The following is a 25,428-nucleotide window of genomic DNA, read 5'->3' as shown; positions in this document are numbered from 1 at the left end:
CGTTGAGAGTTGTCTGGTTGAAAATCAAATCAGGAAGCGGGAGCGGCCAATCATTGCACGATCAGTTCTTCGAACAGGACGTTGCGGACCACGTTGGGTGACACCGCGATTCGCACACGGTCGATCAACGCTTCGCGCAATCGATAGGTGCCGGAGGCGCCGCGTAGTTCGCTCGGACGCATCGCGCGCAGATAGGTCTGAAACACATCGATGATGCGCGGCATGTCGTGCTGCACCTGGGACACCGACGCCTTGCTGGATAATTCGAGGGTCGCTTCCAGCTTGGCGTAGGAATCCTGACCGGACGGCACGTTCAGATTGGCGACGATTTCAGGAATCTTGATGAATACCGGCCCCGTTGCAACGACCGGCTTATGGCCATGCAGAAGATGCGGAAGAATACCGCTGAACCAGAGCCCGCCGCCGATCAGCAACAGGACCGCCGCGGGAATGCCGAACAACAGCAGTTTCGAGCGCTTTTTCGGGGTCGCCGCAGCATCAGCCTCACCGGTTGTGCCAGGCTCGGACTCTTGGGGTTTCGTGCTCGTCGGAGATTTAGCCATTTTTCGTCCTCACATCCTTCGAGCGGATTATGGCGGAGGATGATTAACAAATGATTATGATGACGATCAGGGTCAGTGAAAATCACGGCTCTTGCGTATGATCCGCTGATGACGGGGATGTCCGGGACGGGCATGGGGCGCGCCTCCCGGACGGGCATGAGGGGAATTGTCGACGGTTGCGCGGCGTGCGGGCTCGGGTGGCGGCATTTCATCGGCGCGGGCGCGCGGCAGGTCGAGCGTGCCGATCAGGTCCGACAGATCAGCCAGCGACTCGACCACGACATGCACCACACCTTCAGCGCTGCGCTGCACCCTGCCCCGCGCGCGGATCAGCGCGGCGCCGATGATGACGGCGCGATAGGTCAGGACATGCGCCGGCCAGACGATCAGGTTGGCGATGCCGGTTTCATCCTCGATCGTGATGAACACGGTACCCTTGGCGCTGCCGGGGCGCTGGCGCACGACCACGACGCCGGCCAGATCGATGCGCGAATGATCGGCCGCGGTCGCCGTATCAGCACAGGGGCGCGCATCGGCGAGCGCTGGTTTGTGCCGCAGCAGCGCCATCGGGTGGGCGCGCAGCGACAGGCCGGTGATGCGGTAATCCGCGGTGACGTGTTCACCCGCGCTCATCGGCGGCAGGGCGGGCGTGACGCTGCTGTGCGGCGCATCGGTGAATAAGGGCAAGACCTCGTCTTCCATCACGCCGACGCGCCAAAGGGAGGTGCGACGATCGAACCCCAGGCTCCGCAAGGCACCGGCATCGGCGAGTTTGTCGAGGGCGGGGCGCGGCAGGCGTTGCAGATCGGCCGGTGTGGCGTAGCCTTCGCCGCGCCCGGCGATGATCTGCTGCGCCCAATCGGCATGAAAACCATCGATCAGCCGCAGACCCAGCCGGAGGGCACCATGCTCGATCGTGCAATCCCAATCGCTCGCGTTGATATCGGCGGCGCGCACCGCAACGCCGTGCGCGCGCGCATCGCGCACGATCTGCGCAGGGGCGTAGAAGCCCATCGGCTGCGAATTCAGCAGAGCGGCCGCGAATTCGGCCGGATGATGGCATTTCAGCCAGGCCGAGACATAGACCAGATGGGCAAAGCTCGCGGCATGGCTTTCGGGAAACCCGTAGGTGCCGAAGCCTTCGATCTGCTTGAAGCAGCGTTCGGCGAAATCGCGCTCATAGCCGCGCGCGACCATGCCTTCGACCATCTGCGCCTGGAATTTGTGGATCGTGCCGATGTTGCGGAACGTCGCCATCGCGCGGCGCAGGGCATTGGCTTCCTCGGGCGTGAATTTGGCCGCCTCGATGGCGATCCGCATCGCCTGTTCCTGAAACAGGGGCACGCCGAGGGTGCGGCCGAGCACGCGCCTGAGTTCGTCGGGGTGACCGTACTGCGGGTGCGGCCCTGGTAATTCGTGATCTTCCAACCCCTGGCGGCGGCGCAGATAGGGATGCACCATGTCACCCTGGATCGGGCCGGGCCGAACGATCGCGACCTCGATGACCAGATCGTAGAACGCCCGGGGCTTCAGCCGCGGCAGCATGTTCATCTGCGCGCGGCTTTCCACCTGGAACACGCCGATGGAATCGCCGGTGCACAGCATGTCGTAAACCCGCGCATCCTCGCGCGGCACGTCCGCGAGGCCGGGAATGCCCAGCATGGCAAAGCATTTGCGAATGCAGGTGAGCATGCCGAGCGCCAGGATATCGACCTTCATCATGCCCAGCGCATCGATATCGTCCTTGTCCCACTCGATGAAACTGCGGCCCGGCATGCCAGCGGGCCCGATCGGGACGGTCTCGTCCAGCCGGTCACGCGTCAGGATGAAACCGCCGACATGCTGGGACAGATGGCGCGGCAGATTCACCAGATCGCGCGCAAGCTCGATCGTGCGGCGGACCTTGGCCGCCGCGGGATCGAGCCCGGCCTCGATCACCCGCTCATCGGGCCAGAGCTCATCGCCGGGATTCCAGCTTTGCGCCGCCAGCGCGGCGAGCGCCGGCTCGGGCAGCCCGAGTACCTTGCCGACTTCGCGAATCGCGCTGCGCGGCCGGTAATGAATGACGGTTGCGGCGATTGCCGCGTTTTCGCGGCCGTAGCGGCGATATATATATTGAACCACCTCCTCACGGCGTTCATGTTCGAAATCGACATCGATATCCGGCGGTTCGCGCCGTTCGGCCGAGACGAACCGCTCGAACAGCAGGTCGATCTCGGCGGGATCGACCGCGGTGATGCCGAGCGCGTAGCACACCGCCGAATTAGCCGCCGAGCCGCGCCCCTGGCAGAGAATGCCCTGGCTGCGCGCGTAGGCGACGATATCGTGCACCGTCAGGAAATAGCGCGCGTAGTCGAGTTGGGCGATCAGCACGAGTTCGCGGGCGATGGTGGCGCGGATTTTTTCAGGAATGCCGGCCGGGTAGCGCGCGGCGGCGCCTGCCCAGGCGAGTGCGGCCAGATGGGCATCCGGCGTCACACCGGGCGGAATTGGCTCATCGGGATAGTCGTAGCGCAGTTCATCGAGCGTGAAACGCACCGCATCGAGCACCTCGGCCTGGGCCGCGATCGCCGCCGCGTGGCCGCGAAACAGGCGGGTCATTTCAGCGGCGGGCTTGAGGTGGCGCTCGCCATGCGGCTCCAGCCTGGTGCCGGCCTGTTCGATCGTGCAGCCGAGGCGGATGCAGCGCAGCACATCCTGCAGGGGCCGGCGGTGCGGCGCGTGGTACAGCACATCGTTCACCGCGATCAACCCGATCCGCGCCGCGGCGGCGAGGCGTGCCAGAGCGGCAAGATGGGCGGCATCGTCCGGCGCATAGCGGCGGCGCGCGGCGAGATGGATGCGGCCGGGAAAATCGGCCGCGAGCCGGTGGCACTGGGCCGCGAACCTATCGTCGAGCCGATCGGGCGGCATCATAATGAGGCGCTGGCCCGTGGCGTTTCCGGCCAGATCGGCGGCGAACAGGCGGCATTCGCCTTTTTTCGCGCGCGATTTGCCAAGGCTGAGCAACCGGCACAGCCGCCCCCAGGCGGCGCGATGTTCGGGGTAGCAGAGGATGTCCGGCGCATCGGCAAAGCAGAGCCGCGCTCCCACCAGCAGACGCAGATCGGCGCCCCGTGCGGCCCGATAGGCGCGCACCACGCCCGCGACGCTGTTGCGGTCAGCGATGCCGATCGCCGCGAGACCGAGCGCCTTGGCCTGATCGACCAGTTCCTCCGGGGATGAGGCGCCTTCGAGAAAGCTGAAGGCGCTGGCGGCGGCGAGTTCGGCGTAGAGCATCAGAACAGCCCGTGGATGAACCACCGCGGTGCGGCCTCGCCCGCGTGCAGCCCGGCGCGGAACACCCAGAAGCGCTGGCCGGCCTCGTCTTCGATCACGTAATAATCGCGTACCCGCTCCGCTTCCGGGCGGACGGCCGGCGGATCATGACGCCACCAGTCACGCGCGATGCGCTCGGGCCCGGTTGCGCGGACCACCCGATGGCTCCCGCCGCGCCACTGCATCATGCGGGGTGGATCGTCGGGCACCGGCGCGATCACCGCGATCGGTTCCGGCCGTTCGAACAGGCGCAGCGGGCGGGGATGGCTGGGGGCGGACCACTGCGATTCCGGCGTGGTGACCGGCACGCGGTGTGCGGCGAATTCCGGGATATGCGTCTGATCCGGCGCGAACCGGGACAGGCGGACGCGACGCATCAACCGGTCGATCGTGCGCGCGTGATGCGGGGCGGCGGCACCGCCGAGTTCGGGCTGGGTCATCGCCAGCGGGGCGGTTTCGGCGGAAAGCACGATGGCTTCGACGCCAAAGCCGGGGTCCACGGCCTGCAGGCGCTCGCACAACAGGCGAATGACATGGTGCGCATCACGCGTCGGTGCGGCAAACCCGATGCGCTCCTCGATCACGCGGGCATCGATGCGGTGAAACCCGGTTTTCAGGCCGACCAGGCCCAGGTCGGCCGCCGCCAGGCCCGCGCATAGTTTATGCGCGAGCCGCGCCAGCGCCGCCTGCAATTGCTCTGCCGCCAGCAAGGGTTCGGCGTGATATTCGACCTCCCGGTACGACGCCGGCGCGCTCAGGAACAGCATCGCTTCCGGTGCACGCCCGAACAGACGATCGAGCCTGAGCGACAGATCGGCGCCGAACCCCGCCCTGATCTCGCCGCGCGACAATGCAGCCAACTCACCGATCCGCCTGATACCGAGCCGGCGCAGCCGCGCGATCATGCCATCGGGGACGCGCAGGGCCGCGAGCGGCAACCCGGCGAGGGGCTGCGTATCAGCCTGGCCATAGCGCGCCAGCGCCCAGGCGGCGGCGGCGGTATCGGCGATTGCGAGCCTTGCCTGTGGCCAGAGTGCGGCAAGCCTCGCCCGCAACCCGGCCTCGCCACCGAACAGATGCGCGCAGCCGGTGATATCGAGCAGGACGCCATCGGGCGGATCGACCGCGGTGAGCGGCGTGAAAGCCTGGCACCATAAAGCGAGCGCATACAGATCGGGTTCATCCGGCCCGCTGTCGCCATGCGCCGGGTCCGGCGGTCGGGTGATGCCGGGGAACCATAACGAGAGCAGGCGGCGATGCATGGCGATCGACCTCGACCATAAAAACACCCGGGGGCATGCCCCGTGCGTAGAGCAATTGCGCGTACCAGCGCGCCGCGCCATCCGGCCCGGAGCGTGCCGTACTGATGCGCCATCGGGCGGCGAAGGCGGTTGAGTCGCTGGCACTGCGCTGACGCAGGATCAGGCCGATCCCCCCGCCGCTGCGAGCCGCCAGGGACAAGCGGCGTGCGGCGAGGCGGGACACGGTCTCGACCATCGCAACCCCGTGCATGCCGCCGCGCAGCGCGATTTCGAGTGCGCCCAGCCGTTCACATTCATGCGGCGTTTCAGCCAGGATCACCCGCGCGGGGTCGAGCGCGCACCAGGCCAGACCGGGCGGATACAGATCGAGCCGGCAGCCGGTCCACAGGATCGGCACGCCGACCGTGCCGGCCAGGCACACCACCGCAAATCCCAAAACGGCATCGCCGCCGGCAATGTCGTGCACGGCGCCACGCATGAAGGACTCCATTGGGAAACGCCGAGCGGGATCAGGGCTCGACGCGGCATCATCCGTGTCCTGAGCGCCGGACCGATCGCGCCCGGGTCGGATCATTGATGGAGAGCGGTGTACCATGTTCTTATTTTGTTCTAGTTTTTGCAGGAGTCAAGGGCGCGCGCCGGATCGACCGCGGATATCTACACGGCAAAAAAACATAGGGCGCTTTAGGTGATTCTTAAGTTTTCATCGTCATGATCCGTCTCAGACGAACGACACGATACGTCCCCAAAACGGTGACAGGGCTGATGGACAATACAACCAGTATCATTCTTTCGCGCATGATTACCGCGTCCCGCACGGTGGACGTGATCGCCAACAACATCGCCAACGTGGCGACACCGGGCTACGAGGCCACCCACCTCGAATCCGCCGCCTGGATCGATCGAATGCGCGGCGTCACCGCGCCGCCGGGCGGATCGAAATTGTCATACACCCAAGCCGTCGGCACGTGGCGCGATGCCAGGCCGGGCCCCGTGCACCAGACCGGCAACCCGCTCGATCTGGCGTTGCCGGGCGGCGGCTATTTCACGGTGGCGACCGCCAATGGCCCGCGCCTGACCCGCGACGGCCGGTTCGGCCTGTTACCGAACGGCACGATCGCCAATGCCTCGGGCGATGCGCTGCTTGACCCCGGAGGCCAGCCGATCACCGTCCCCCCACAAAGCGGCACACTGACGATCGCGGCGGATGGCACGATCAGCACGGCGCAGGGCATCATCGGTCAGGTCGGCGTCGTGACCGTTCCCGACCCGCAAACGCTCAAGGCCTCGGGGGGCAATCTGTTTCAAACGACGGTGCCACCCGTGCCGAGTGCGACGCCTGGTATCGTGCAAGGCGCGCTCGAGGGTTCGAATGTTCAGCCCATCGTCGAAATCACCAAAATGATCGAGGCCAGTCAGAATTTCCGCATGATCGCACAATTCGTCACGGCGGAAAGAGCGCGCGATCAGTCGGCGATCAGCAAGATTCTCGGCGCGACCACCAGCTAATTTTTACGCTTTTTTGGAGATCATGAATGCGCGCTCTCGATATCGCGGCAACCGGCATGCAGGCTCAGCAGACCAATGTTGAAGTCATCGCCAACAACATCGCCAACATGACCACGACCGGATATCAACGCCAGCGGGTCGAGTTTCAGGACCTGCTGTATCAGGATCTGCGGCGCGCCGGTTCGAACAGTTCGGATGCCGGCACGATCGTGCCTTCCGGCACCCAGATCGGTCTCGGCGTCAAGACGGCGGCGATCTATCGCATCGATCAGCAAGGCAATCTGCAGCAGACCAATAATTCGCTCGATCTCGCCATTTCGGGGAACGGGTGGTTTCAGGTCACGCTGCCATCCGGTCAGACGGCCTATACGCGGGATGGCACGTTCGGCCTGTCGCCGAGCGGTGAAATCGTGACGGCCGATGGTTATATCGTGCAGCCGGGCATCCAGATCCCGTCCAATGCCACCAACGTGACGATCAACGCGTCGGGGCAGGTGCAGGTCAGCCTGTCGGGGCAGACGGCGCCGCAAACCGTCGGCCAGCTCCAGCTCGCGGCCTTCCCGAACGATGCGGGGCTCGAAGCACAGGGCGGCAATCTGTTCATCCAGACCGCGGCATCCGGCTCGCCGGTGACGGCGGTGCCGAGTTCGCCCGGTTTCGGCTCGGTCCAGCAGGGTTTCGTGGAAAACTCGAACGTCAATGTCGTCAGCGAAATCACCGACCTGATCACGGCCCAGCGCGCCTACGAGATGAACAGCAAGGTGATCACGACGTCGAACCAGATGTTGAACACGCTGACGCAGTTGTGATGACATGACACCCCGGTTGATCCGACGCGCAACGATCCTGCTGTTAATCGCGATGTCTGCCGGCGCACCTGCAGCCACGGCGCAATCGCCTGAACACCCGTTATCGATAGCCGCCGCTCCCTCCCCGCCGCTGCCCCGCACGCTGGTGTTGATCGACCGGCCCGTCGTCGAGTTGAAAGATCTGTTTCATCACGCCGGAATCAACGCGGATGCGGTCCTGGGGCCGGCACCGCTCCCCGGGGCGCGGATCGTGGTCGGCAGCCGACAACTGGCGGCGATCGCGCTGCGATACGGCGTTGCCTGGTTTCCCGGCGATTCCGATCCATCCGTTTCGATCGAACGACCTGGCTCACCGATCGGGCATGATCGGATCGTCGCCGCGGTACGGCGGGCCCTGCGGCAGGCGGGTGCGGCCGGTCATCTGGCGATCAACCTCGAAGGCGAACAATTCCCGATGGTGCCGCCCAATTCGCAGCCGGACATTTCGATCGATCAAATGGTTTTCGATCACAATACCGGGGCGTTCCGCGCGATTGCCCACATCGCGGCGCCCCAGATGGAGACAATCAGCACCACGATCGGCGGTGTTGCGAAACCCGAAGCCCAACGGGTGATCGCAACCCACGATCTGACCCGCGGCGACATACTGAACGACAGTGACGTACGGCTGACCTGGGTGGCGCAGGACGATGACCCGCGCGACGCGATCAGGACGCTTTCGCGCGTCATCGGCATGCAGGTCGATCAGTCGATCCTCAAAGGAATGCCGTTGTCGCGCCGTATGATCGCCGATCCGATCCTGGTCGCGCGCGGCGCCACGGTAAGCCTGGCGGTGGACATGCCCGGGCTTGAAGTCACCGCACAGGGCGTCGCCCTGGAGGCGGGCGGATCGGGCCATGTGATCCCGGTGATCAACCCGTCGTCCCACGAAATCGTCCAGGCCGTCATCGATGGGCCGGACCATGCGCATGTGCTGCCGGGCAGCATGCCGACCCGGAGCGATAATGCCAATCGGTATTACGATCTGGCGGGGCGTCAACCGTGAGACGTGATGCGATCCATCACCGGGGCGGCCGTCATGCCCGCGCAATCGGCGCGATGATGTCGGTTTTGTCGCTGGGGGGTTGCGGTGCGTTCTCGAACCTGTCCTATGTCGGTCATGCGCCGCCGATGACGCCGATCACCAATCCGACGCAGGCCGCAACCTGGCGGCCGGTGAGTATGCCGATGCCGCCGCTCCGCGAGGTGCCGAGCGCACCCGACAGTCTCTGGCGGCGCGGCGCGCGGGCGTTTTTCAAGGATCAACGGGCATCGCGGGTGGGCGACATCATCACGATCACCGTCAACATCAACGATGCCGCAACGCTGAAAGACCAGACGACGCTCGGCCGTACCGGCTCTGAATCGATGGGCGTGCCGAATTTGTTCGGGTTGGAGAGCCTGATCCCGCGGGTGCTCGGCAAGAGCGTCAATCCATCCAGCCTCGTTTCGGTATCGGGGGCCGGCAATTCGACCGGAACCGGGCAGATCCAGCGGAATGAAAGTGTCACCCTGTCTTTGGCCGGCGAGATCACCCAGGTGCTGCCAAACGGCAATTTCGTCGTGGTCGCCCGGCAGGAAATGCGGGTGAACAACGAACTCAGGGTGCTGACCGTGTCGGGCATCTGCCGGCCGCAAGATATTGCGAGCAACAATATCGTCCAGGCGGATCAACTGGCCGAAGCGCGCATATCCTATGGTGGCCGTGGTTTGCTCAGCGGTGAGCAATCGCCGCGGGTTGGTCAGCAGATTCTCGACGACATCGTGCCGTTCTGACAGGGCGCGTGCACGACCCGGCACGCGCGATCCCGGTGCGCAGGCGTTGCCACTCGTAGTGGCCGACCATTCCGAGGGATGGCTCGATTGCTGCGGCGGCGGTGCTCCATTATGGAGGGTTTCGCTGCAGGCCGACGCGGCCAACGATGCGATGATGATATCCACCGGCGCCGCTTCGCGGACCGGCCGGAAAGGATGGCCGGTTCGCCGGCCGGATGAACCGATGATCACGACGAACCTGCTGGTGCTGATTTCACTCGCCTTCGCCTGGAGCATGGGTGCCCAGTATACCGGCGCGTGCATGGGCATGCCTTATGCCACGGGATCGATCGGCCGGACGTCTGCCCTGCGGCTGATGGCGGTCGCGACGCTGATCGGCGCGGCCGCGTTCAGCCATGAGGTTCTGACCCATGTCGGGCACGGTATTCTCAAAGGTGGGCTCGGCACGGTGCCGGCGATCATCGTGATCGGCACCGCCTTCGCACTGACGACACTATTCACCCGGCACCGGATTCCAACCTCGACGATCCAGATCCTGGTGTTCGCTATGGTCGGTGCCGGCCTGGCGCTACGGCTGGGCGTATATTGGGCGGCGATCCTGCATCTCGCGCTGCTCTGGGTGCTGGCGCCGTTCATCGCCTGCGGCTGTGGCTTTCTGTTCACCCGCCTGCTCGACCGCATCCCGGCGCTTGCGGCGCATCGCCATACGCCGATCATCGGCCGGGCACTGGTCGGCGCGGGCGCGATCGCCTCACTGACGATGGGGGCGAATGATGTGTCGAACGCAACGGCGGTGTTTCTGTCGGCGCATATCACCGGCGTGCGCGCAGCCGGCATCATCGGCGGCATCGGCCTGGCCGCCGGGGTGCTGACATGGGGCCGCCCGCTGCTGGAGCGCGTCGCGTTCGATGTGGTGAAACTGGATGCGACGATGGCGACCGCGGCGCAGAGCGTGCAGGCGCTGGTGGTGCTCGGCGCGGTGGCGTTCGGAGATTTTACGTCGATGAATCAGGCGCTGATCGGTGCAATGGCCGGCGCCGGCCTCGCGCGGGGGCGGCAGACGATCGATGGTAGGGTCCTTCGCGGCATCGGGCGCGGCTGGATCATCGGCCCCGGTGCCGGGTTCGTGCTTTCCTACGCGGCGGCCGCGCTGTTCCGCACCACCATGCACCCATGAGGCCGAGGCCGCACGGCGGTCAGATGACCGGCCACACCCAGAACACCACGCCGACCAGCATGATGAACGCGCCGCTCAGCACCTCGCCGTAGCGCTCGAGCGGGCCGAGGCTGATCCGCTGCAAACCGGCGGTCGAGGCGAGACACAGCGCGACATAGGTCACGATCGTGCTGATCGAGAATACAATCGCCATGATCGCAATCACACCGAAGCCGAATTTGCTGGCGGCGAAAAACGCCGGAATCCCCTCGACCATCGGCGAGGACCCCAGAATCAGCATCAGCGCCGTGCGCGATGAGGTTTTATGCGCATGCTCGTGCAACGGCACATCATCGCCATCGATCGCGATGTCGTGCATCGTGGCACCGTCATGATCGTGCAGGTGGCCGTGCGCCGGGCCGGACCCGTGCCGGTGGACATGCACGTGCCGCTGCATCACCGCGACATCGCCGCTCGCCGGCTGATAGAGCGCATCGCCCGGCGGCGCATGATGGTGATGTGCATGATCGCCATGGCCGTGCTCGGCGAATGCGGTGTCGTAACGGTGCGCGTGACCGCCGTGCGCCATGGTGATGGTGACCGCAAAACCATGCGGCTCGGGAATTTCGTCGAGCGATTCCCAATACGCGCCGCGATTGACCATCGCGAAACTCTGCCGGGTGGCATCGTCACGATGCGTCTCGACATGCATGGTATCGGCCTCCGGTCCGGTGAGCCGGAAGCGGGGCGGCGCGCCGGCCTCGAAAATCGAGAGCAGAATGGCGCCATGGCCGGTATCGATCGTCTGCAGCTCGGGCCCGTGGATCGTGCCCTCCTCAACCGGCCCGTGGCTGTGGCCATGATGATGGTGGCCATGGCCCGCGCCGCCGCGCATCTCGCGCAGCGCAGACAGCGCAATCCAGCCGCCGAAGGCGATCAGCGCGACACTCGCCGCAGCATCGACGAAACCGCCGAATTTCACCGCGAACGCGGCACCGGCAATCCAGACCGCGACGCCGATCGCGAGGGTGGACAACACATGGCCGATCCCGGCGCGGAACGCGACACGCGCCGTCTCGCCGTGCGACCAGCCGCGCTGGCGCGCGATCAACGTGATCGGCACCCAATGGTCCGGCACGATCGTATGCAGCACGCCGACGCCGGCAACACCCACGATCAGAAACAGCGCCTCGGTATTCATGGCCGGATCATATCACATGTTCGGGAGACAGGGCACAGATCCGGCCCGACGCGCCATCCTCGATCTGCATCGTGGCGTGGCCGATGCCAAACCGATCGCGCAGCGTATCGCAGGTGCGATGCAGCAGCGCATCGTCCATCGCGGCACCGGGGCGCACCAGATGCACCGTCAAGGCGATCTCGGTGGTGCTCAGCCCCCAGATATGCAGATCATGCACCTCGCTCACGCCCGGCAGGGCGGCGAGGTAGCGGCGCACCGCCTCGGCATCGACGCTGCCGGGCACCTTATCGAGCGCGAGGTCGAGGCTGTCGCGCAGGACCGACCAGGTGGAGACGAGAATGAGACCCGCCACCACCAGGCTCGCGGCGGGATCGACCCAGGTCCAGCCGGTGAACAGAATGATGAGGCCGGATATCACCACGCCGAGCGAAACCACCGCATCCGCTGCCATATGGCTGAAGGCCGCGCGCACGTTCAGATCCCCCTTGCGGCCGCGGGCGAACAGCCACGCCGTGACGCCGTTGACGGCGATGCCGGCAGCCGCGACGATGATGATGGTGGAACTGCCGACCGCACCGCGCGGGACGCCGACGACCAGCCGCTGGATCGCCTCGACCGCGATGGCACCGACGCCGACCAGCAGCACGACCGCATTGGTCAACGATGCAAGGATGGAACTGCGCCCGAAGCCGTAGGTACGCAGGCGGCTGGGCCGGCGCCGCCCCAGCACCGCCGCACCCCAGGCGAGCAACAGGCCGAGCACATCGCCCAGATTATGCGCGGCATCCGCCAGCAATACCACCGAGTGGGCGGCGATGCCGAACACGACCTCGGCCGCGACGAAGCCCGCGTTGAGCAGCGCGCCGAAAGCAAACGCGCCGTCGAACCCCGCCGGCGGCGCATGGTGATGATGGCCGCCCGGTCCGTGGTGATGCCCCGCGTGGTCGTGCCCTGCGTGGTCATGCCCCGCGTGGTGATGGGCCGCGTGGTGATGACCCACATGGTTGTGGTCGCTCTCGTGCGGCGTGTTCATCGGCATCTCCTGTGAAGCGGCTGCACCCGGCGCATCGGCGCCAGCATCGCATTATCAACCGTGAAGCCGCTTCAGGGTCAAGCAATCCCGCCCAGTCCGCCCGGTCAGCGCGGATTATCGCGCTTCAGGCCGGCGATCCGGCAGCACGCACAGCATTTCATAGAGCAGATTTGCGCCGATCAGGGCGGTCGTGCCGGTCGTGTCATAGGCCGGTGCGACCTCGACCAGATCGGCACCGACCAGATTGAGCCCGGCGCAGCCGCGAATGATCTCCAGCGCCTGAATCGTGGTCAGGCCGCCGATTTCCGGCGTGCCGGTGCCCGGCGCCACCGAGGGGTCGAGGCTGTCGATGTCATAGGTCAGATACACCGGCCCGCTGCCCATCATGGCGCGCACCTCCGCCATCAACGGCGTCAGCGAGCGGTGCCAGCACGCCTCGACCGGGACGACCCGAAACCCCTGCGCGCGCTGCCAGTCGAAATCGGTCGGATAATAGCCGGTGCCGCGCAACCCGATCTGGATCGCGCGATGCGGATCGATCGCGCCATCCTCGACCGCGCGACGGAACGGCGTGCCATGCGCAATCCGCTCGCCGAACATCGTGTCGTTCACGTCCGCATGCGCATCGATGTGAATGAACCCGACCGGCCCGTGCTTCGCCGCCATGGCGCGCAACACCGGATAGGTCAACGTATGATCGCCCCCCAGTATCAGCGGGATACACCCATGCGCGATGACCGCGGCAATCCCCGCCTCGATCAGCCCGATCGATTTTTCGAGATTGTACGGATTGGTCGCGATATCACCCAGATCAGCCACCTGCATCCGCTCGAACGGGGCCGCACCCGTCGCCATGTTGTAAGGCCGCAACATGACCGATTCCGAACGGATCGCGCGTGGCCCGAACCGCGTGCCAGCCCGGTTGGACGTGCCGATGTCCATCGGCACACCAATGAACGCCGCATTCAGCCCGGCCGCACTCGCCGCCTGCGGCAGACGCATCATCGTCGCAATCCCCGCAAAACGCGGCATCTCGTTCGCACTGGTCGGCTGGTTGTATGGTCCGGTCACGGCGGGGTCTCCTGGTTGGTGTGAGGTGAGGCTGAGGACAGCAAGGCCAGGGGCGCTGTCTCGGAGTTTCAACCGATCTGGCCTGCACAGCCCTCCTCTCGCCTAAAACTAGCGGATTTTAAAGGCTCCGCCTTTAACGGGGGCCAGGGGGCAGAGCCCCCTGGCCTTCTTGCCCCCAGCCTCATTTCGTACCAAACAGCCGATCCCCGGCGTCGCCGAGGCCGGGGCGGATGTAGGCGTGTTCATCGAGTTCGCGATCGAGTGCAGCGGTAAAAATCGGCACGTCGGGGTGAGCCGCGCGCAGCACGGCGACGCCTTCGGGGGCGGCGATCAGGCAGACGAATTTGATGGCGGCAGCGCCGGCGCGTTTCAGGCGGCTCACGGCGGCGGCGGCGGAATGTCCGGTCGCGAGCATCGGGTCGACCACGATGGTGAGGCGTTCGGCCATGTCTTCGGGGACTTTGAAATAGTATTCGATCGGTTCGTGGCTGACGGGATCGCGGTAGAGGCCGATGTGGCCGATGCGTGCCGAGGGCACGAGGTCGATCATGCCGCCCAGAATACCGTCGCCGGCGCGCAGGATCGAGATGAAGCAGAGTTTCTTGCCCGAGACCTGGCGCGCGATCATCGGCTCCATCGGGGTCTGGATATCGACCGGCTGCAGCGGCAGGTCGCGCAGCACCTCGTAGCCCATCAGCAGGCTGATTTCCCGCGCAAGGCGGCGGAAATCGCCGGTCGGGGTGGCGAGGCTGCGCAGCAGGGTGAGTTTATGTTCGACGAGCGGATGATCGACGATGGTCACACCGGCCGGTGTCGTGGTCTCTCCCTGGCTGGTCGGCATCACGCCGCGACGGTCCGGCGTTTACGGGCGGGCGATGGCGGCGGCTGCACCGCTTCGGATTTCGGGGGCCTGGCGGTCCTGGTCGTGGCGTCTTGCTTGGCGGTGCGGCGCGGCGGGTGGATTTCGGCGGTCATTTTTCTGCCGACGATGCGTTCGATCTCGGCGCGGAACGCGCGCAGGTAGCGCTTCAGATCGAGATTTTCCGTCGCGTAATCGCGCGCGCCGGCCGAGAGCTTTGCGGCCAGCGCCCGATCCTCGAGCATGCGCAGCGTGGTGTCCGCGAGGGAGGCATGATCGAGCGAGGGGGTCACGAGTCCGGTTACGCCGTCGTGCACGAATTCGGTGACGGTCGCGGTATCCGATCCGATCACGGGCGCGCCGACCGCCAGTGCCTCGCGCAGGCTCCAGGAGGCCACGAAGGGGTAGGAGAAATAGATGTGGCTGTCCGAGCGCTGCAGAAGTTTCACGTGATCTTCATACGTCACGCGACCCATGAAATGCACCCGCGAAAGATCGAGCCGGTCGCCCACCTCGGCCAGCAGTTCCGATCGCCAGGTGCCTTTGGGCGGTGCGGCTCCGTAGCTGACGTCGTCGCCGCCGACGATCGAGACCACCACGTCCTTGCGCGCCTGCAGGATCGCGGGCAGCGCGCGCATCATGGTATGAAAGCCGCGATAGGGTTCGAGGTTGCGCGCGACATAGGTGATCAGCCGCTGTTTCGGCCCGACGGTGAGCGGCCCGACCGAGAGTTTCTGTTTGCGCAGCGCCGGATCGGGCTTGCAGATGGTGAGATCGACGCCCTCGCGCAGCACCGTAATGCGGTCGCGCGCCCAGGCGGGGTAGGTCTGCCATTGCCAGGTCGTGGGGGTCTGGCCGTATTGTTCGAGCGCGATCGCCAGATGGTTGACGCCGTTTTTGGCGCGCACCGCCCCGAACTGGGCTTCCGGCATGATGAATTCGGGGTCGAAATTCACATCCGTGCCGTCGAGCCGGTAATAGAATTCGAAATAGCCGAGGATCGGCACGCCCGGAAAGACATCGACCAGATTGAGCAATTCACCCCAGCCGTGATGACCGATGATGATGTCGGGCACGAACCCCAGCGCCTTGATCTGCTTGGCCCCGGCATAGCCGGCCTCGGCGCGGCGCATCGCGACGTCGAATTCCCGGGCACTCGGGTGCACCGCCGCGTGGGTCGCCGGCGGGCGGGCATAGGTGACCTTGCGGACCCCGGCCATGTGGTTGATGTTCGGTTCGGTCATGAACACGATTTCATGACCGCCCTCGGCCAGCAGATCGCGCACGATGTGCAGGTACTGGCCGGGGAAGTTCTGGTGAACGAACAGGAATTTCACGGCGCGCCGCTCAGCGTCGGCCGCGCGCGACCGCCTTGATTTTGGCGCGCGGCACCAGGGTCAGGCGGACCGCTTCGAGTGCCGCCAGACTGTCCGCCTCGCAGGTTTCATCGCTGCCGACCGGCCCGGCCTTCGAGCCATCGACAAAGCTTGCCTCGCACGACAATTCGAACGCCTCGGCCGCCTTGCCCTCCAGCCGCACCCGCAGCCCCAGCAGCGGCAGCGCCATGCCGCGGCTGCCGCAATAATCGCCGGCGGCGACCCAGGGAGACAGCCAGCCGCGACCAAGCACGGCCTGATACGATAAATCTTCCGGCGCGACGCCTTCGGGCGCCGCGATCGCGATGCCCTCGATCCAGTTGCCGGAGCCCGGCTCACCCAGCCAGTCGCCGAATTTTGCCCCCACGTCGCCGCGCGTCTGGATATGGGCGAGAACATCCATCGCGACCGGTTCGGTCACCGCGGGCGCGGCCGGGGCGGCCATGCCCTGGGCGAGGCGCATCACCTGCAACCGCGGTGCGGCATCGGCGCGGCCGGCGACCTGATAGACCGTGACGAGCACCTGCGCCGGCCCCTTGGCCACGCGCACCAACGCCGCATCGCCCTGGCCGGTCAGCCAGCCATCCGCGCGGAAGCCGGTGATTTCAACGCTGTTGACGCCCAGCGGCGGCGGCGAAATCCGCACGCCCGGCAGGCCCTGGTCGAGCGCCGCGCCGGTATTCGCCTCGTTGACGATGCAGAACAAGCCGGTGTCCAACGTCATCAGGTGACCCGAGACTTTCAGCTCCTGGATCGATCCGGCCTGCAATTCCGGCGCGGGCGCAGGGGCATTTCCAGCCTGGGGTGCAGACTTGGCGGCGGCTTTTGACATCAAGGCGTCTCCGTTAAGATAGCGGGTTGGCGTCGGCGGGGGTGGGGGCGGAACTCATCAGAGGTTGTATACGATTATTGAGATTGCCTAAATTTGGTCGCCACGCAAGCAGGGTCTGGTTGATCCGCGCCGTCGGCAGGCCGAGCGGCAACAGAAATCCGCGCCCTGTGGCTTTGATGCGCGCCGCCTGGGCCCCAAGGTCGAATCCCACGACGTACAACCCGCCGCGCCACGCCTCGGTCAGCGCGAAGCACCAGGTCTCGGGCCAGATCGAGGGCAGGAAGCCGAGCTGCGCGCCGGACCGCGCGATCAACCCAGCCGCCTCGCCTTCCTGATAGGCGCCGGTGATCAGCACGCGCCCGGTTGCGATCAGCGCCGCATCATCCTCGCTGGTGCCGATCAGCACGAAGCGCAGCGGCAGGTTGTTCGAAGCCGCATCGCGCGCGCAATCGAGCAGCACATCGAACCCCTTGGCCGGTCCGATGCCGCCGACCACCGCGATCAGCCGCGCGCCGGCTGGCGGCGGGGCGCGCAGGGCGAATTGCGCGGTATCGTCTTCCCAGGGCGTGACCGTGGGTTTGATGCCGGGGAAATGCCGCTGCAGCCGCGCCTTGACATCGGCCGAGGGCACGCTGATCCGGCGCGCGGTGCGCAATTCGGCGCGCGAGCGGGTGATCAGGGCCGCCGGGCTGATCGGGTCGGTCAGTTCGCTGCCGGCGGTGGCGATGCAGGCATTGCAGCCCGCCACATCCGGCTCGCCGCAATAGCGCCGGGCCGGGCCGATCAGGTTCACCCGCTTACAGAAACTGGCGTAGTCATGGATGATGTGCTCGGCCGGCACACCGAGCGCCGTGGCCAGACCGCGCATGATCGGGTGGTGGCCGAGCGTGTGGTGGAACTCAACATGGCGCACCGATTCGCGGCGCAGCAGCGCGACCAAGGCAGCAAACCGGCCGGGCATCGCGTACCGCAGGTTGGGATAGTCGTGCGGCGCATCGTCGGTCAGCCTTGCGGTGCCGATCAGGCTCGCGCGGCTGGCCGGATCGGTGAAATCGGGCTGGATCAGGATCGGGCGCAGCCCGGCGGCGCGCAGCGATGCCATCCGCGCCGCGATGACCCGGGCGATGCCGCCGCCATGGTCGTGCGAGACCAGCACGACCGCGCCGCTGTTGCCGGTGGTGGATTGAAACCGCGCGCGGTCGAGCCGAAAGCGCGCGGGTTGCAGCGGATCATCGGCGTGATGGGCGGCGATCAGCGCGTGATAGCCGGGGTGGCGGCGTTCGAGGATCGCGAGATTGCGCGCGCAGAGCGACGATGCCGCGGCGCCGAACGACGTATTCGCATGATGCGCGACATATACGCCCGGAACGCCCACGTGGCGGAACCCGAGTGCCGCCGCGCGGCGGCACCAGTCGTTCTCCTCGCCATAGCCTTGCGCGAACAGGCGCCGATCGAAAAGACCGGTGGCGTCGAGCGCATCGTGGCGGATCGCCATGCAGAAGCCGATCGCGGTCGGGATCTCGACGATGCCGGCCCGATTGGCGCGGCGGGCCAGCCGGTCGAGCCTGGTGGTTGCCGCGAGATCGGGCGGCGGGTTGCCGCCCTGCGGCGCGGGGTAGCTCAGGATGGTCGCCTCGTTCGACAGCGGCGTGGCGCTCGCGATCGCCTCGCCGGCATAGAGTGCCGCCTGCAGACGCGCCGGCGCGCCGGGCGGAATCACAATATCGGCGTTCAGCAGCAGGATGTCGCAGCCCGGCAGCAGACGGCGCGCGGCGCCGATGCCGGTGTTGGCCGCGCCGGGGAAGCCGCGATTGCGGCGGTGGCGGCGCAGATGGATGCGGCCTGCCCGGTGTTCGGCATCGATCATGCGGACCAGGTCGGGCTCGGGGCTGGCATCATCGACCACAACGATCGGCACGGCACCGCCACGCTTCGGGCCGAGCGCCGCGTAGAGCGATTGCAGCGCGGCGAGCGTGGCGGCAGCGTTGCGATAGACCGGCATCACCGCGCAGAGACCGGCGATGGCGGGCCTCGTGCGGGTGCGGCTGCGCGCGCGGAACGCCGGCAGGTCGGTCAGCACCGCCGGGTCGAGCGGGGTGCCGTGCAGCGGCCTGCCATCGGGTGTGACGATGCGGAACGGCGGTTGCAGCCCTTGCAACACCTTGGCACCGATGCGGAACGCGTGGCGCGGCAGGAACCATGCCGGCGCATCCGGCGGCAGCCGGCGGCGCGGATGCAGGGCGCGCGCGGTGCCGCGCCGGTCGATCAGGGTCAGGTTCGGGGCACGGTCCGGCGCGGCCGGGTTTGTGACCCAGCCGGTGATGCCGCCGCGCTCGGCATGGGCGATGCCGCCGGTGCGGCGCAGTGTGGCGAGGTCGAGCGGGCTGCCCAGCAGGGGATTTTCGTCAGCCTCGATCTGCAGGAATGCGAGGCCGGCGAGCCTGCGCGGCACGCCGGGGCATTCCACGCCATCGGCCCGGATGGTCGGGGCGGCGGCGTGCAGCACCAGTGCGCCATCGGCGATCGCGCACCAGCCGGGCGCGCCGGCGGCCCTGGCGACCGCATCCGCGAAGGGGGCGAGATCGGCATCGTCGGGCAGTTCGTGGCGTTGGAACAGGGTCGCCAGCGCGGCCGCGGCACCCGGGCGATCACCCGCCCGCCAGCGTACCCGCGCCAGGGCGAGCCAGGCGCCGGCCAGATCATGCGCGGTGGCGATGGCGTGGAGCGCGCGTTCGGCCGCGGGGTCCTGTGTGGCGGCAAGGATCAGGGCGCGTTCGAAGGTGGGGCGCGGGTCCTGTGGCGCGATGCGGCTGACGCGTTCGAGCCAGAACGCGGCCGTCGCCAGATCGCCGGTATTCAGGGCGTCGCGGCCCCGCGCCCAGGCGTCCGCAGCTTCGGCGTGGCGACGCTGCCGGACGGCATCGGGGTCGGCGGCGGTCAATCGCCGGCGGCTTGGCGCGGCTGCGGCGCGTCCGGCAGGGCGAGTTCGGCGAGGTCGATCCGTGCCTCGTCGACGCCTTGCGCGAGGGCGCGGTTGAGCCAGCGCGCCGCCTGCACCGGGTCGGGCGGGCCGGCCAATCCCTTGCGCAGATAGCGCCCGAGCATGAGTTGCGCGACCGGGTGATTGAGCGCCGCCGCCTTGGCGAACCAGGCCTGCGCCTCGATCCGGTCGGTCGGGATATCGTGGCCGCCACCATAGAGCGCACCAAGTGCGAACATCGCACCGGCATGGCCGCTGGCGGCGACGCGGAGGAACATGTCGCGCGCGCCGGCGTGATCGCGCGGGCAGCCGTGGCCGTGCAGCTTCATTTCGGCGAGCAGGGCCAGCGCCTCGACCATGCCGGTTTCCGCGGCGCGGGCGATCCAGCGGTGGGCCTCGACCGGATCGGCCGGGATGCCGCGCCCCTCGAACAAAAGACGGCCGTACCAGTATTGCGCGTTGACCACACCCTCGGCGGCGCGCCGGAGCCAGATCGCGGCGCGCGCATCGTCACGCTTGACGCCGACGCCCTCGGCCAGACAGACGCCGTAGTTGAACGCACCGATCAGATCGCCCGATTCGGCGGCTTTTTCGAACCATTCATGGATCGGCAGACCATCGACCGAGGATTGCCTGACTTCGCCGCGCAGCATGAGATTACCGAGATCGGCACCGGCGACGATGTCACCTTGCTGGGCGGCGCGGGCGAGCCAGCGGGCGGCTTCCTCGGGGTCGCGCGCGACGCCGGCGCCGGTGAGGTAGAGCATGCCCAAGGCGCGCGCCGCGACGCGGTGCCCGGCCTCGGCGGCGACGCGGAACCAGAGCGCGGCTTCGGCATAATTGGGTGGCAGAGCGCCGCCGCGGGCGTACAGATCGGCCACCAGCGCGGCCGCTTCCGGATCGCCCGCGATGGCCGCGCGACGCAGCCAGGATTCACCCTCGATCGGGTCCGGCGCGCAGCCGTGGCCGGCCAGCAGCATGGCCCCGAGTTTGGCCTGGGCGTTGCGGATGCCGTGGATCGCGGCCTTGCGGTAATGGGTCAGGGCACGCGCGGGGTCGGGCAGGACGCCGACTGCCTGCTCGTGGATGACCCCGAGCAGATAATGCGCGGTCGGCAGATCGGCCTTCACCGCCTCCTCGAACTCGCGCATCGCGGCGACGGTTTTCTCGGCGGTATCGGCCTGGCGCATCAGGATCATGCCGAGGCCGAGATGGCCCTGCGGCCAGTTTTGCGCGGCTGAGCGGCGGTAATAGAGTTCGGCCGCCGCCAGATCGCGGATATCGTCCGGACCGTTCGACAGGATGTATCCGAGCAGCGCCTCGCCATCGGCGGAGCCCGCCTCGGCCGCGCGGCGGGCCCAGATCAGCGCCGAGGCGAAATCGGCCGCATTGGCGGTTTCGCTGGGCTGGACATGATCGCCGAACAGCGATGCCGCCTGATCGGGCGACGGCGCCTTCAGCCCGTGGATGAACATGCCGGCGAGCCGGCACTGGCTTTCGACATGGCCGGCTTCCGCCGCGCGCTGGAACCAGCGTGCGGCCTCGCGCGGGTTCTGCGACAGGCCGCGCCCGGCCATGTAGGCTTCACCGAGGGCGAATTGCGCTTCGGCCAGCCCCGCTTCGGCGGCAATGCTGTAGAGCCGCGCCGCGCGCTGCCATTGCTGCTCGCCGGCGAGCTCCCCTGCCCGCTTGAAGGCACGCCGGGGAGACAGCGCGGCGAGTTTATCGATCGCGTTCAGCATGACCGCTACAGGCGCCGATCACGGCTCACGCATACTGTCGTACGCGACCGGCATGATCTTGGTGATGAAGTACGACATGATGGTGCGGCGTCCTACCTTGATGTTCGCGTTCAGCGGCATGCCGGGCACCAGGCGGAAACCCGGCGGCACGTTGTGCAGCATCAACTCGTCGAGCGAGATATTGGCGCGATAATAGAGCGAATGCGGCCGGTTGGGCAGCGCGGACCCACCCTCGCCCGGGGTTTGCTCCGGGCTGAAACTGTCGGCGCTGATCGATTTCAGCGTGCCCTTGGCCGAGCCGTAGCGCAGGAAATCGAACGTGTCGAAATTGATCGTGACTGGATCGCCGATATGGACATAGCCCGATTCCGTGCCGCTGATATCGGCCTCGACGGTCAGCGGCGCATCGACCGGCACCAGCGAGATGAATTTCTCGCCCGATTGCAAAACCGAGCCGACCGATACATGCGCGACCGTGAGAACAATGGCGTCACGCGGCGCGCGCAGCACGACCAGCTGGCTCTGCAACTGCGCCTTGGACAGATCCTGCTGCGCCGTGACCAGCTTGCTGGTCGTTTCGGCGAGATCTTCCGAGACGGCGGCCGCCCATTTCTTCTCATAGGCGTCGCGCTCGGCGCGCTGGGCCGCGAGATCGCGCTCGCCGGCCGAGGCCGTGGCGATCGCACTCGACAGCGAGCTCGATACGGTCAGCCGGTCGTTCAACGCGAGCAGCGAGTTGAGTTTGCTGCCCACCTGCATTTTCTGCAGCTGGTTGCGCATGTTCTCGACATCCTGCGCGACACCGACCTGCTTTTTGAAGAACCCGGCTTCCTGCACGCTCTTGGTCACGATCAGATGGAGTTCGGCGATCTTCTGATCGTAATTCTCGACCGTGTAGGTCCGCTCGGCCTTGCGGCTCGCGAAAATCGCGGCTTGCAGCGCCTGGGCGGGGTTGGGGTGGGATGGCGCGTAGGTCTTGCCGGTGGCTTCGGCGACCAGCCTTGCCTGCTGGGCCGCCAGGGCGACGACCTGGGCGCGCAGCGCGGTGAGGTTGGCCCGCGCGAAGGTGGGGTTCAGCCGGGCGAGCAATTCGCCTTTGTGAACGATCTGGCCTTCGTGCACGTCGATCGACTGGACGATCGAGGTATCGAACGGCTGGAGCATGATGGTCGGTGCGGAGGAGACCAGCTTGCCCTGGGCGGTAACCACCTTGCTGACCCGGACGGTCGAGGCGATGATGATCAGGGCGAACACCATCGCGGTGACGATGAGCGCGGTGTAGCGCGAGATTGCGGGTACCGGGATCGCGATGACCGCGGCGGTGGGCGACTGGAACTCGAGCAGCGCCATCGGCGTGTCGCCGAGTTGGGCGGGGCTGGCGAGGGCGAGACCGGAGCCGGTCGCACCGGATGCGCGCGGCGGGGTTGGGTTTGCCATCGGCTCAGTCTCCCTGCGCGAGTGTCGGGGTCGGTGCGTTGCGCGCCCCTTCGGGGTTCATGTGGCGGTTCTGCTGCAACCACAGATGACGATAGATCGCGCAGCGTTCGACCAGCTCGCCATGCTTGCCGAGATCGACCACCTGGCCCGAATCCATCACCAGGATCTGGTCGCATTCGACCAGCGAGGCGAGACGGTGCGAAATGATCACCATGGTCCGGTTGCTGGCGATGCGCAGCAGGTTCGCGTTGATCAGCGCCTCGCTTTCCGGATCGAGCGCGCTGGTCGCTTCATCGAGGATCAGCAGGCGCGGGTCGGCGATCAGGGCGCGGGCGATCGCGAGGCGCTGCTTCTGGCCGCCGGACAGGTTGGGCGAGCCTTCCTGGATGAAGGTTTCATAGCCTTGCGGCAGGCGCTCGATGAACTCCTCCGCACCGGCCAGCCTTGCGGCGCGGATCGCATCCTCGAAGCTGAGGCCGGGGCGGCCGGCGATGATATTGTCACGCACCGAACCGCGGAACAGGAAATTATCCTGGAGCACGACGCCGAAACTTCTGCGCAGATGCCGCAGGTTGATCTCGCGCAGCTCGGTGTTGTCGATTTTGACCGCGCCGGTGTATTCGCGGTTGATGCCCTGGAGCAGGCGCGTCACGGTCGATTTTCCCGAGCCCGACCGCCCGACGATGCCGAGCATGGTCCCTTCCGGCACTGCGAAACTGACCTTGTTCAGCGCCGGCGTCTTGGTGCCCTCGTAGCTGAACGTGACGTTTTCGAACGCGACCGAACCGCGGAACTGCGGGCGCAGGCCCGTGTTGAGCGCCCGGCGCTCGGTCGGGCGGTTCAACACCTGCCCGACGATCGCGACGGCGGCGCGCGCTTCCTGCGCATCCTGGATCAGCCGGGCGAAGGAGACCAGCGGCCCGGCGACGCGGCCGCCGAGCAGCATGAAGCCGACCAGGCCACCCAGCGCCAGCGGATTCTGCGAGGTGAGCGCGATGTAGCCACCCAGCAGCAGGACGCCACCCTGGGCGTAGCGCTCGAACGGCAGCGACAGCACGACCGGCCAGTTGGAGAGCTTGCCCATCTGCATGTTGAGGCTGCTGGTCTGGGCGACGCGGGCGTCCCATTCGTCGGCGCGTACTTTTTCAAGCGCGAGCGCCTTGACGGTGCGGATGCCGTAGATGCTCTCGACCAGGACTGCGCCCTTGAGGCTTTCCGCCTCGATGATCTTGCCGGTGAGCCGCGCGATGGCCGGCAGGAACGAGGTGATGATGACGGCGATGATGCCGGAAGCGATCAGGATGGTCCAGGCCAGGAACGCATCGAGGTAGAACAGGATCGGCAGGATCAGCGCGACCATGAACATGTCGATGAAGGTGGAGAGCAGCCGGCCGGTGATGAAATCGCGCACCCGGTAGATCTGACCGACCTTGTAGGACAGATCACCGGCCTGGTTTTTCTCGAAGAAATCGATCGGCAGGGTCATCAACCGATCGAAGATCATCAGGTTGAGCCGGGCGTCGATCCTGGTGGACAGGATGACCAGCATCATCCGCCGTCCCCAGGTGAGCAGCGCTTCCCACAGGATGCAGACGATGAACACCAGCGTGACGAGAATGAGGGTGTTGATGCTCTTGTAAATGATCACGGTGTTGAGCACGACCATGATCATCAGAATGGGCAGGACCTGCAGGATGGTCAGCGTGATCGAACTGATCGCGACATCGCGCAGGATGCGCTTCTCGATCAGCACCATGCGCCACAGCAAGGAGAAATTGAAGGGCGGCTCGACATCCTGACCGTCGCGCTCGCCGCGGATCAGCAGCACCGCGCCATCCCAGACCTGGCGCAGTTGGATTTCATCGACCGCGATCGGTGCCGAGCCGAGCGGTGCGCGCGGGTCGCGCACGAAGATGATCGACCGGTCGCGATCGTGCGAGACCATCAGCGCGGCACCGCCGTCGCGCAGCAGGAGGACGACAGGTGCGGTGGTTTCGACCTTCATCAACTGACGGAAATTCAGCATGATGCCGCGCACCCACAGGCCGGATTCGCGCAGCCATTCGACCAGATGCGGCGAGGATGGCACCGGGTCCTTGGGATCGAGCGTCAGCGTCTCGGTCGCGAGATCGACGCCGTGGAACCGTGCGGCGGCCTTGACCGCGAGGATGCGGACGTGTTCCGCCTCGGTCTGCTCGTTACCGCGATCGGGGGAGGCGGCGCCGGCGCTGTCGACGATATCATTCATGGGGCGAGATGTCCCTTGTATTGGCCCGGTCTGGGTCTTGCCGGGTGACGGTAAATGCATGGCGAACGCGATTGAGATGCGCACGGTTTACGCCGCGCTGCAACAGACCAGAAACGGCGGCAGAATTCAATGAAATAGATCAAATCTCCAACCCGGTCTCGATAATAGCACAAAACCTGCGTCCGCTTCCAGAGCCGGATGGACCGCTCGATCGACC

General features: G+C 66.6%; 19 protein-coding genes. 5 read left to right on the top strand and 14 right to left on the bottom strand.

Annotation, left to right across the window (positions count from 1 at the left end):
* Positions 1-50: 50 nt before the first annotated feature.
* The 4 genes from AruPA_RS10300 to AruPA_RS10285 form a co-directional block, all read right to left on the bottom strand.
* Positions 51-563: a flagellar basal body-associated FliL family protein gene (locus tag AruPA_RS10300; RefSeq protein WP_265636594.1), complete on the bottom strand. Its 513-nt coding sequence runs from the start codon at positions 561-563 to the stop codon at positions 51-53.
* Between the two features lie 72 nt (positions 564-635).
* Complete coding sequence (locus AruPA_RS10295; RefSeq protein WP_265636593.1) at positions 636-3,842, bottom strand: error-prone DNA polymerase; 3,207 nt, start codon at positions 3,840-3,842, stop codon at positions 636-638.
* A complete protein-coding gene (locus AruPA_RS10290) occupies positions 3,842-5,143 on the bottom strand; it encodes a DNA polymerase Y family protein (RefSeq protein ID WP_265636592.1) in 1,302 nt (433 codons plus the stop codon). Before AruPA_RS10290 ends, AruPA_RS10295 begins: the two co-directional genes overlap by 1 nt.
* Complete coding sequence (locus tag AruPA_RS10285; protein ID WP_265636591.1) at positions 5,061-5,621, bottom strand: ImuA family protein; 561 nt, start codon at positions 5,619-5,621, stop codon at positions 5,061-5,063. The genes AruPA_RS10290 and AruPA_RS10285 overlap by 83 nt, the downstream gene beginning before the upstream one ends.
* 287 nt (positions 5,622-5,908) lie before the next feature.
* Between AruPA_RS10285 and AruPA_RS10280 the strand changes: the two genes are divergently transcribed.
* The 5 genes from AruPA_RS10280 to AruPA_RS10260 all read left to right on the top strand — a co-directional run bounded on the left by AruPA_RS10280 (position 5,909) and on the right by AruPA_RS10260 (position 10,453).
* Positions 5,909-6,652, top strand: coding sequence for a flagellar hook-basal body complex protein (locus tag AruPA_RS10280; protein WP_265636590.1), 744 nt, complete (start codon positions 5,909-5,911; stop codon positions 6,650-6,652).
* Positions 6,653-6,678: 26 nt separating this feature from the next.
* A complete protein-coding gene (gene flgG, locus AruPA_RS10275; protein WP_265636589.1) occupies positions 6,679-7,461 on the top strand; it encodes a flagellar basal-body rod protein FlgG in 783 nt (260 codons plus the stop codon).
* Between the two features lie 16 nt (positions 7,462-7,477).
* A complete protein-coding gene (flgA, locus tag AruPA_RS10270) occupies positions 7,478-8,506 on the top strand; it encodes a flagellar basal body P-ring formation chaperone FlgA (protein ID WP_265636588.1) in 1,029 nt (342 codons plus the stop codon).
* 53 nt (positions 8,507-8,559) lie between these two features.
* Positions 8,560-9,276 carry a flagellar basal body L-ring protein FlgH gene (gene flgH / locus AruPA_RS10265; protein WP_408858594.1) on the top strand — a complete coding sequence of 239 codons (717 nt, stop codon included), beginning with the start codon at positions 8,560-8,562 and terminating at the stop codon, positions 9,274-9,276.
* 223 nt (positions 9,277-9,499) lie between these two features.
* A complete protein-coding gene (locus AruPA_RS10260) occupies positions 9,500-10,453 on the top strand; it encodes an inorganic phosphate transporter (RefSeq protein WP_265636586.1) in 954 nt (317 codons plus the stop codon).
* A gap of 19 nt (positions 10,454-10,472) precedes the next feature.
* Here AruPA_RS10260 and AruPA_RS10255 read toward each other — a convergent pair whose 3' ends face one another.
* The 10 genes from AruPA_RS10255 to AruPA_RS10210 form a co-directional block, all read right to left on the bottom strand.
* Positions 10,473-11,633, bottom strand: a complete 1,161-nt coding sequence (locus tag AruPA_RS10255) for a hypothetical protein (RefSeq protein ID WP_265636585.1) — start codon at positions 11,631-11,633, stop codon at positions 10,473-10,475.
* Between the two features lie 7 nt (positions 11,634-11,640).
* Positions 11,641-12,666 carry a cation diffusion facilitator family transporter gene (locus AruPA_RS10250; RefSeq protein ID WP_265636584.1) on the bottom strand — a complete coding sequence of 342 codons (1,026 nt, stop codon included), beginning with the start codon at positions 12,664-12,666 and terminating at the stop codon, positions 11,641-11,643.
* A gap of 114 nt (positions 12,667-12,780) precedes the next feature.
* Positions 12,781-13,737, bottom strand: a complete 957-nt coding sequence (gene speB, locus AruPA_RS10245; RefSeq protein WP_265636583.1) for an agmatinase — start codon at positions 13,735-13,737, stop codon at positions 12,781-12,783.
* A gap of 181 nt (positions 13,738-13,918) precedes the next feature.
* Positions 13,919-14,578 (bottom strand): uracil phosphoribosyltransferase, encoded by a 660-nt coding sequence (gene upp / locus AruPA_RS10240; RefSeq protein ID WP_265636658.1) that lies wholly within the window; start codon positions 14,576-14,578, stop codon positions 13,919-13,921.
* Entirely contained in the window at positions 14,578-15,933 is a 1,356-nt protein-coding gene (locus tag AruPA_RS10235; RefSeq protein WP_265636582.1) for a glycosyltransferase, read from the bottom strand. The genes upp and AruPA_RS10235 overlap by 1 nt, the downstream gene beginning before the upstream one ends.
* Before the next feature lie 10 nt (positions 15,934-15,943).
* The gene (locus tag AruPA_RS10230) at positions 15,944-16,804 is read right to left on the bottom strand and encodes a hypothetical protein (RefSeq protein WP_265636581.1); all 861 of its coding nucleotides are present in this window, start codon (positions 16,802-16,804) and stop codon (positions 15,944-15,946) included.
* A 13-nt stretch (positions 16,805-16,817) separates the two neighbouring features.
* Positions 16,818-19,745: a glycosyltransferase gene (locus AruPA_RS10225; RefSeq protein WP_265636580.1), complete on the bottom strand. Its 2,928-nt coding sequence runs from the start codon at positions 19,743-19,745 to the stop codon at positions 16,818-16,820.
* Positions 19,742-21,526: an SEL1-like repeat protein gene (locus AruPA_RS10220; protein ID WP_265636579.1), complete on the bottom strand. Its 1,785-nt coding sequence runs from the start codon at positions 21,524-21,526 to the stop codon at positions 19,742-19,744. The genes AruPA_RS10225 and AruPA_RS10220 overlap by 4 nt, the downstream gene beginning before the upstream one ends.
* 18 nt (positions 21,527-21,544) lie before the next feature.
* The gene (locus tag AruPA_RS10215) at positions 21,545-22,963 is read right to left on the bottom strand and encodes an HlyD family type I secretion periplasmic adaptor subunit (RefSeq protein WP_265636578.1); all 1,419 of its coding nucleotides are present in this window, start codon (positions 22,961-22,963) and stop codon (positions 21,545-21,547) included.
* A gap of 4 nt (positions 22,964-22,967) precedes the next feature.
* On the bottom strand, positions 22,968-25,211 hold the full coding sequence (locus tag AruPA_RS10210) for a peptidase domain-containing ABC transporter (RefSeq protein ID WP_265636577.1): 2,244 nt from the start codon (positions 25,209-25,211) through the stop codon (positions 22,968-22,970).
* Between the last annotated feature and the right edge of the window lie 217 nt (positions 25,212-25,428).

Source organism: Acidiphilium sp. PA, from assembly GCF_026191915.1.
GTDB lineage: Bacteria > Pseudomonadota > Alphaproteobacteria > Acetobacterales > Acetobacteraceae > Acidiphilium.
The sequence above is the reverse complement of the archived record's forward strand: the minus strand, read 5'-3'. Positions and strand labels throughout refer to the sequence as shown.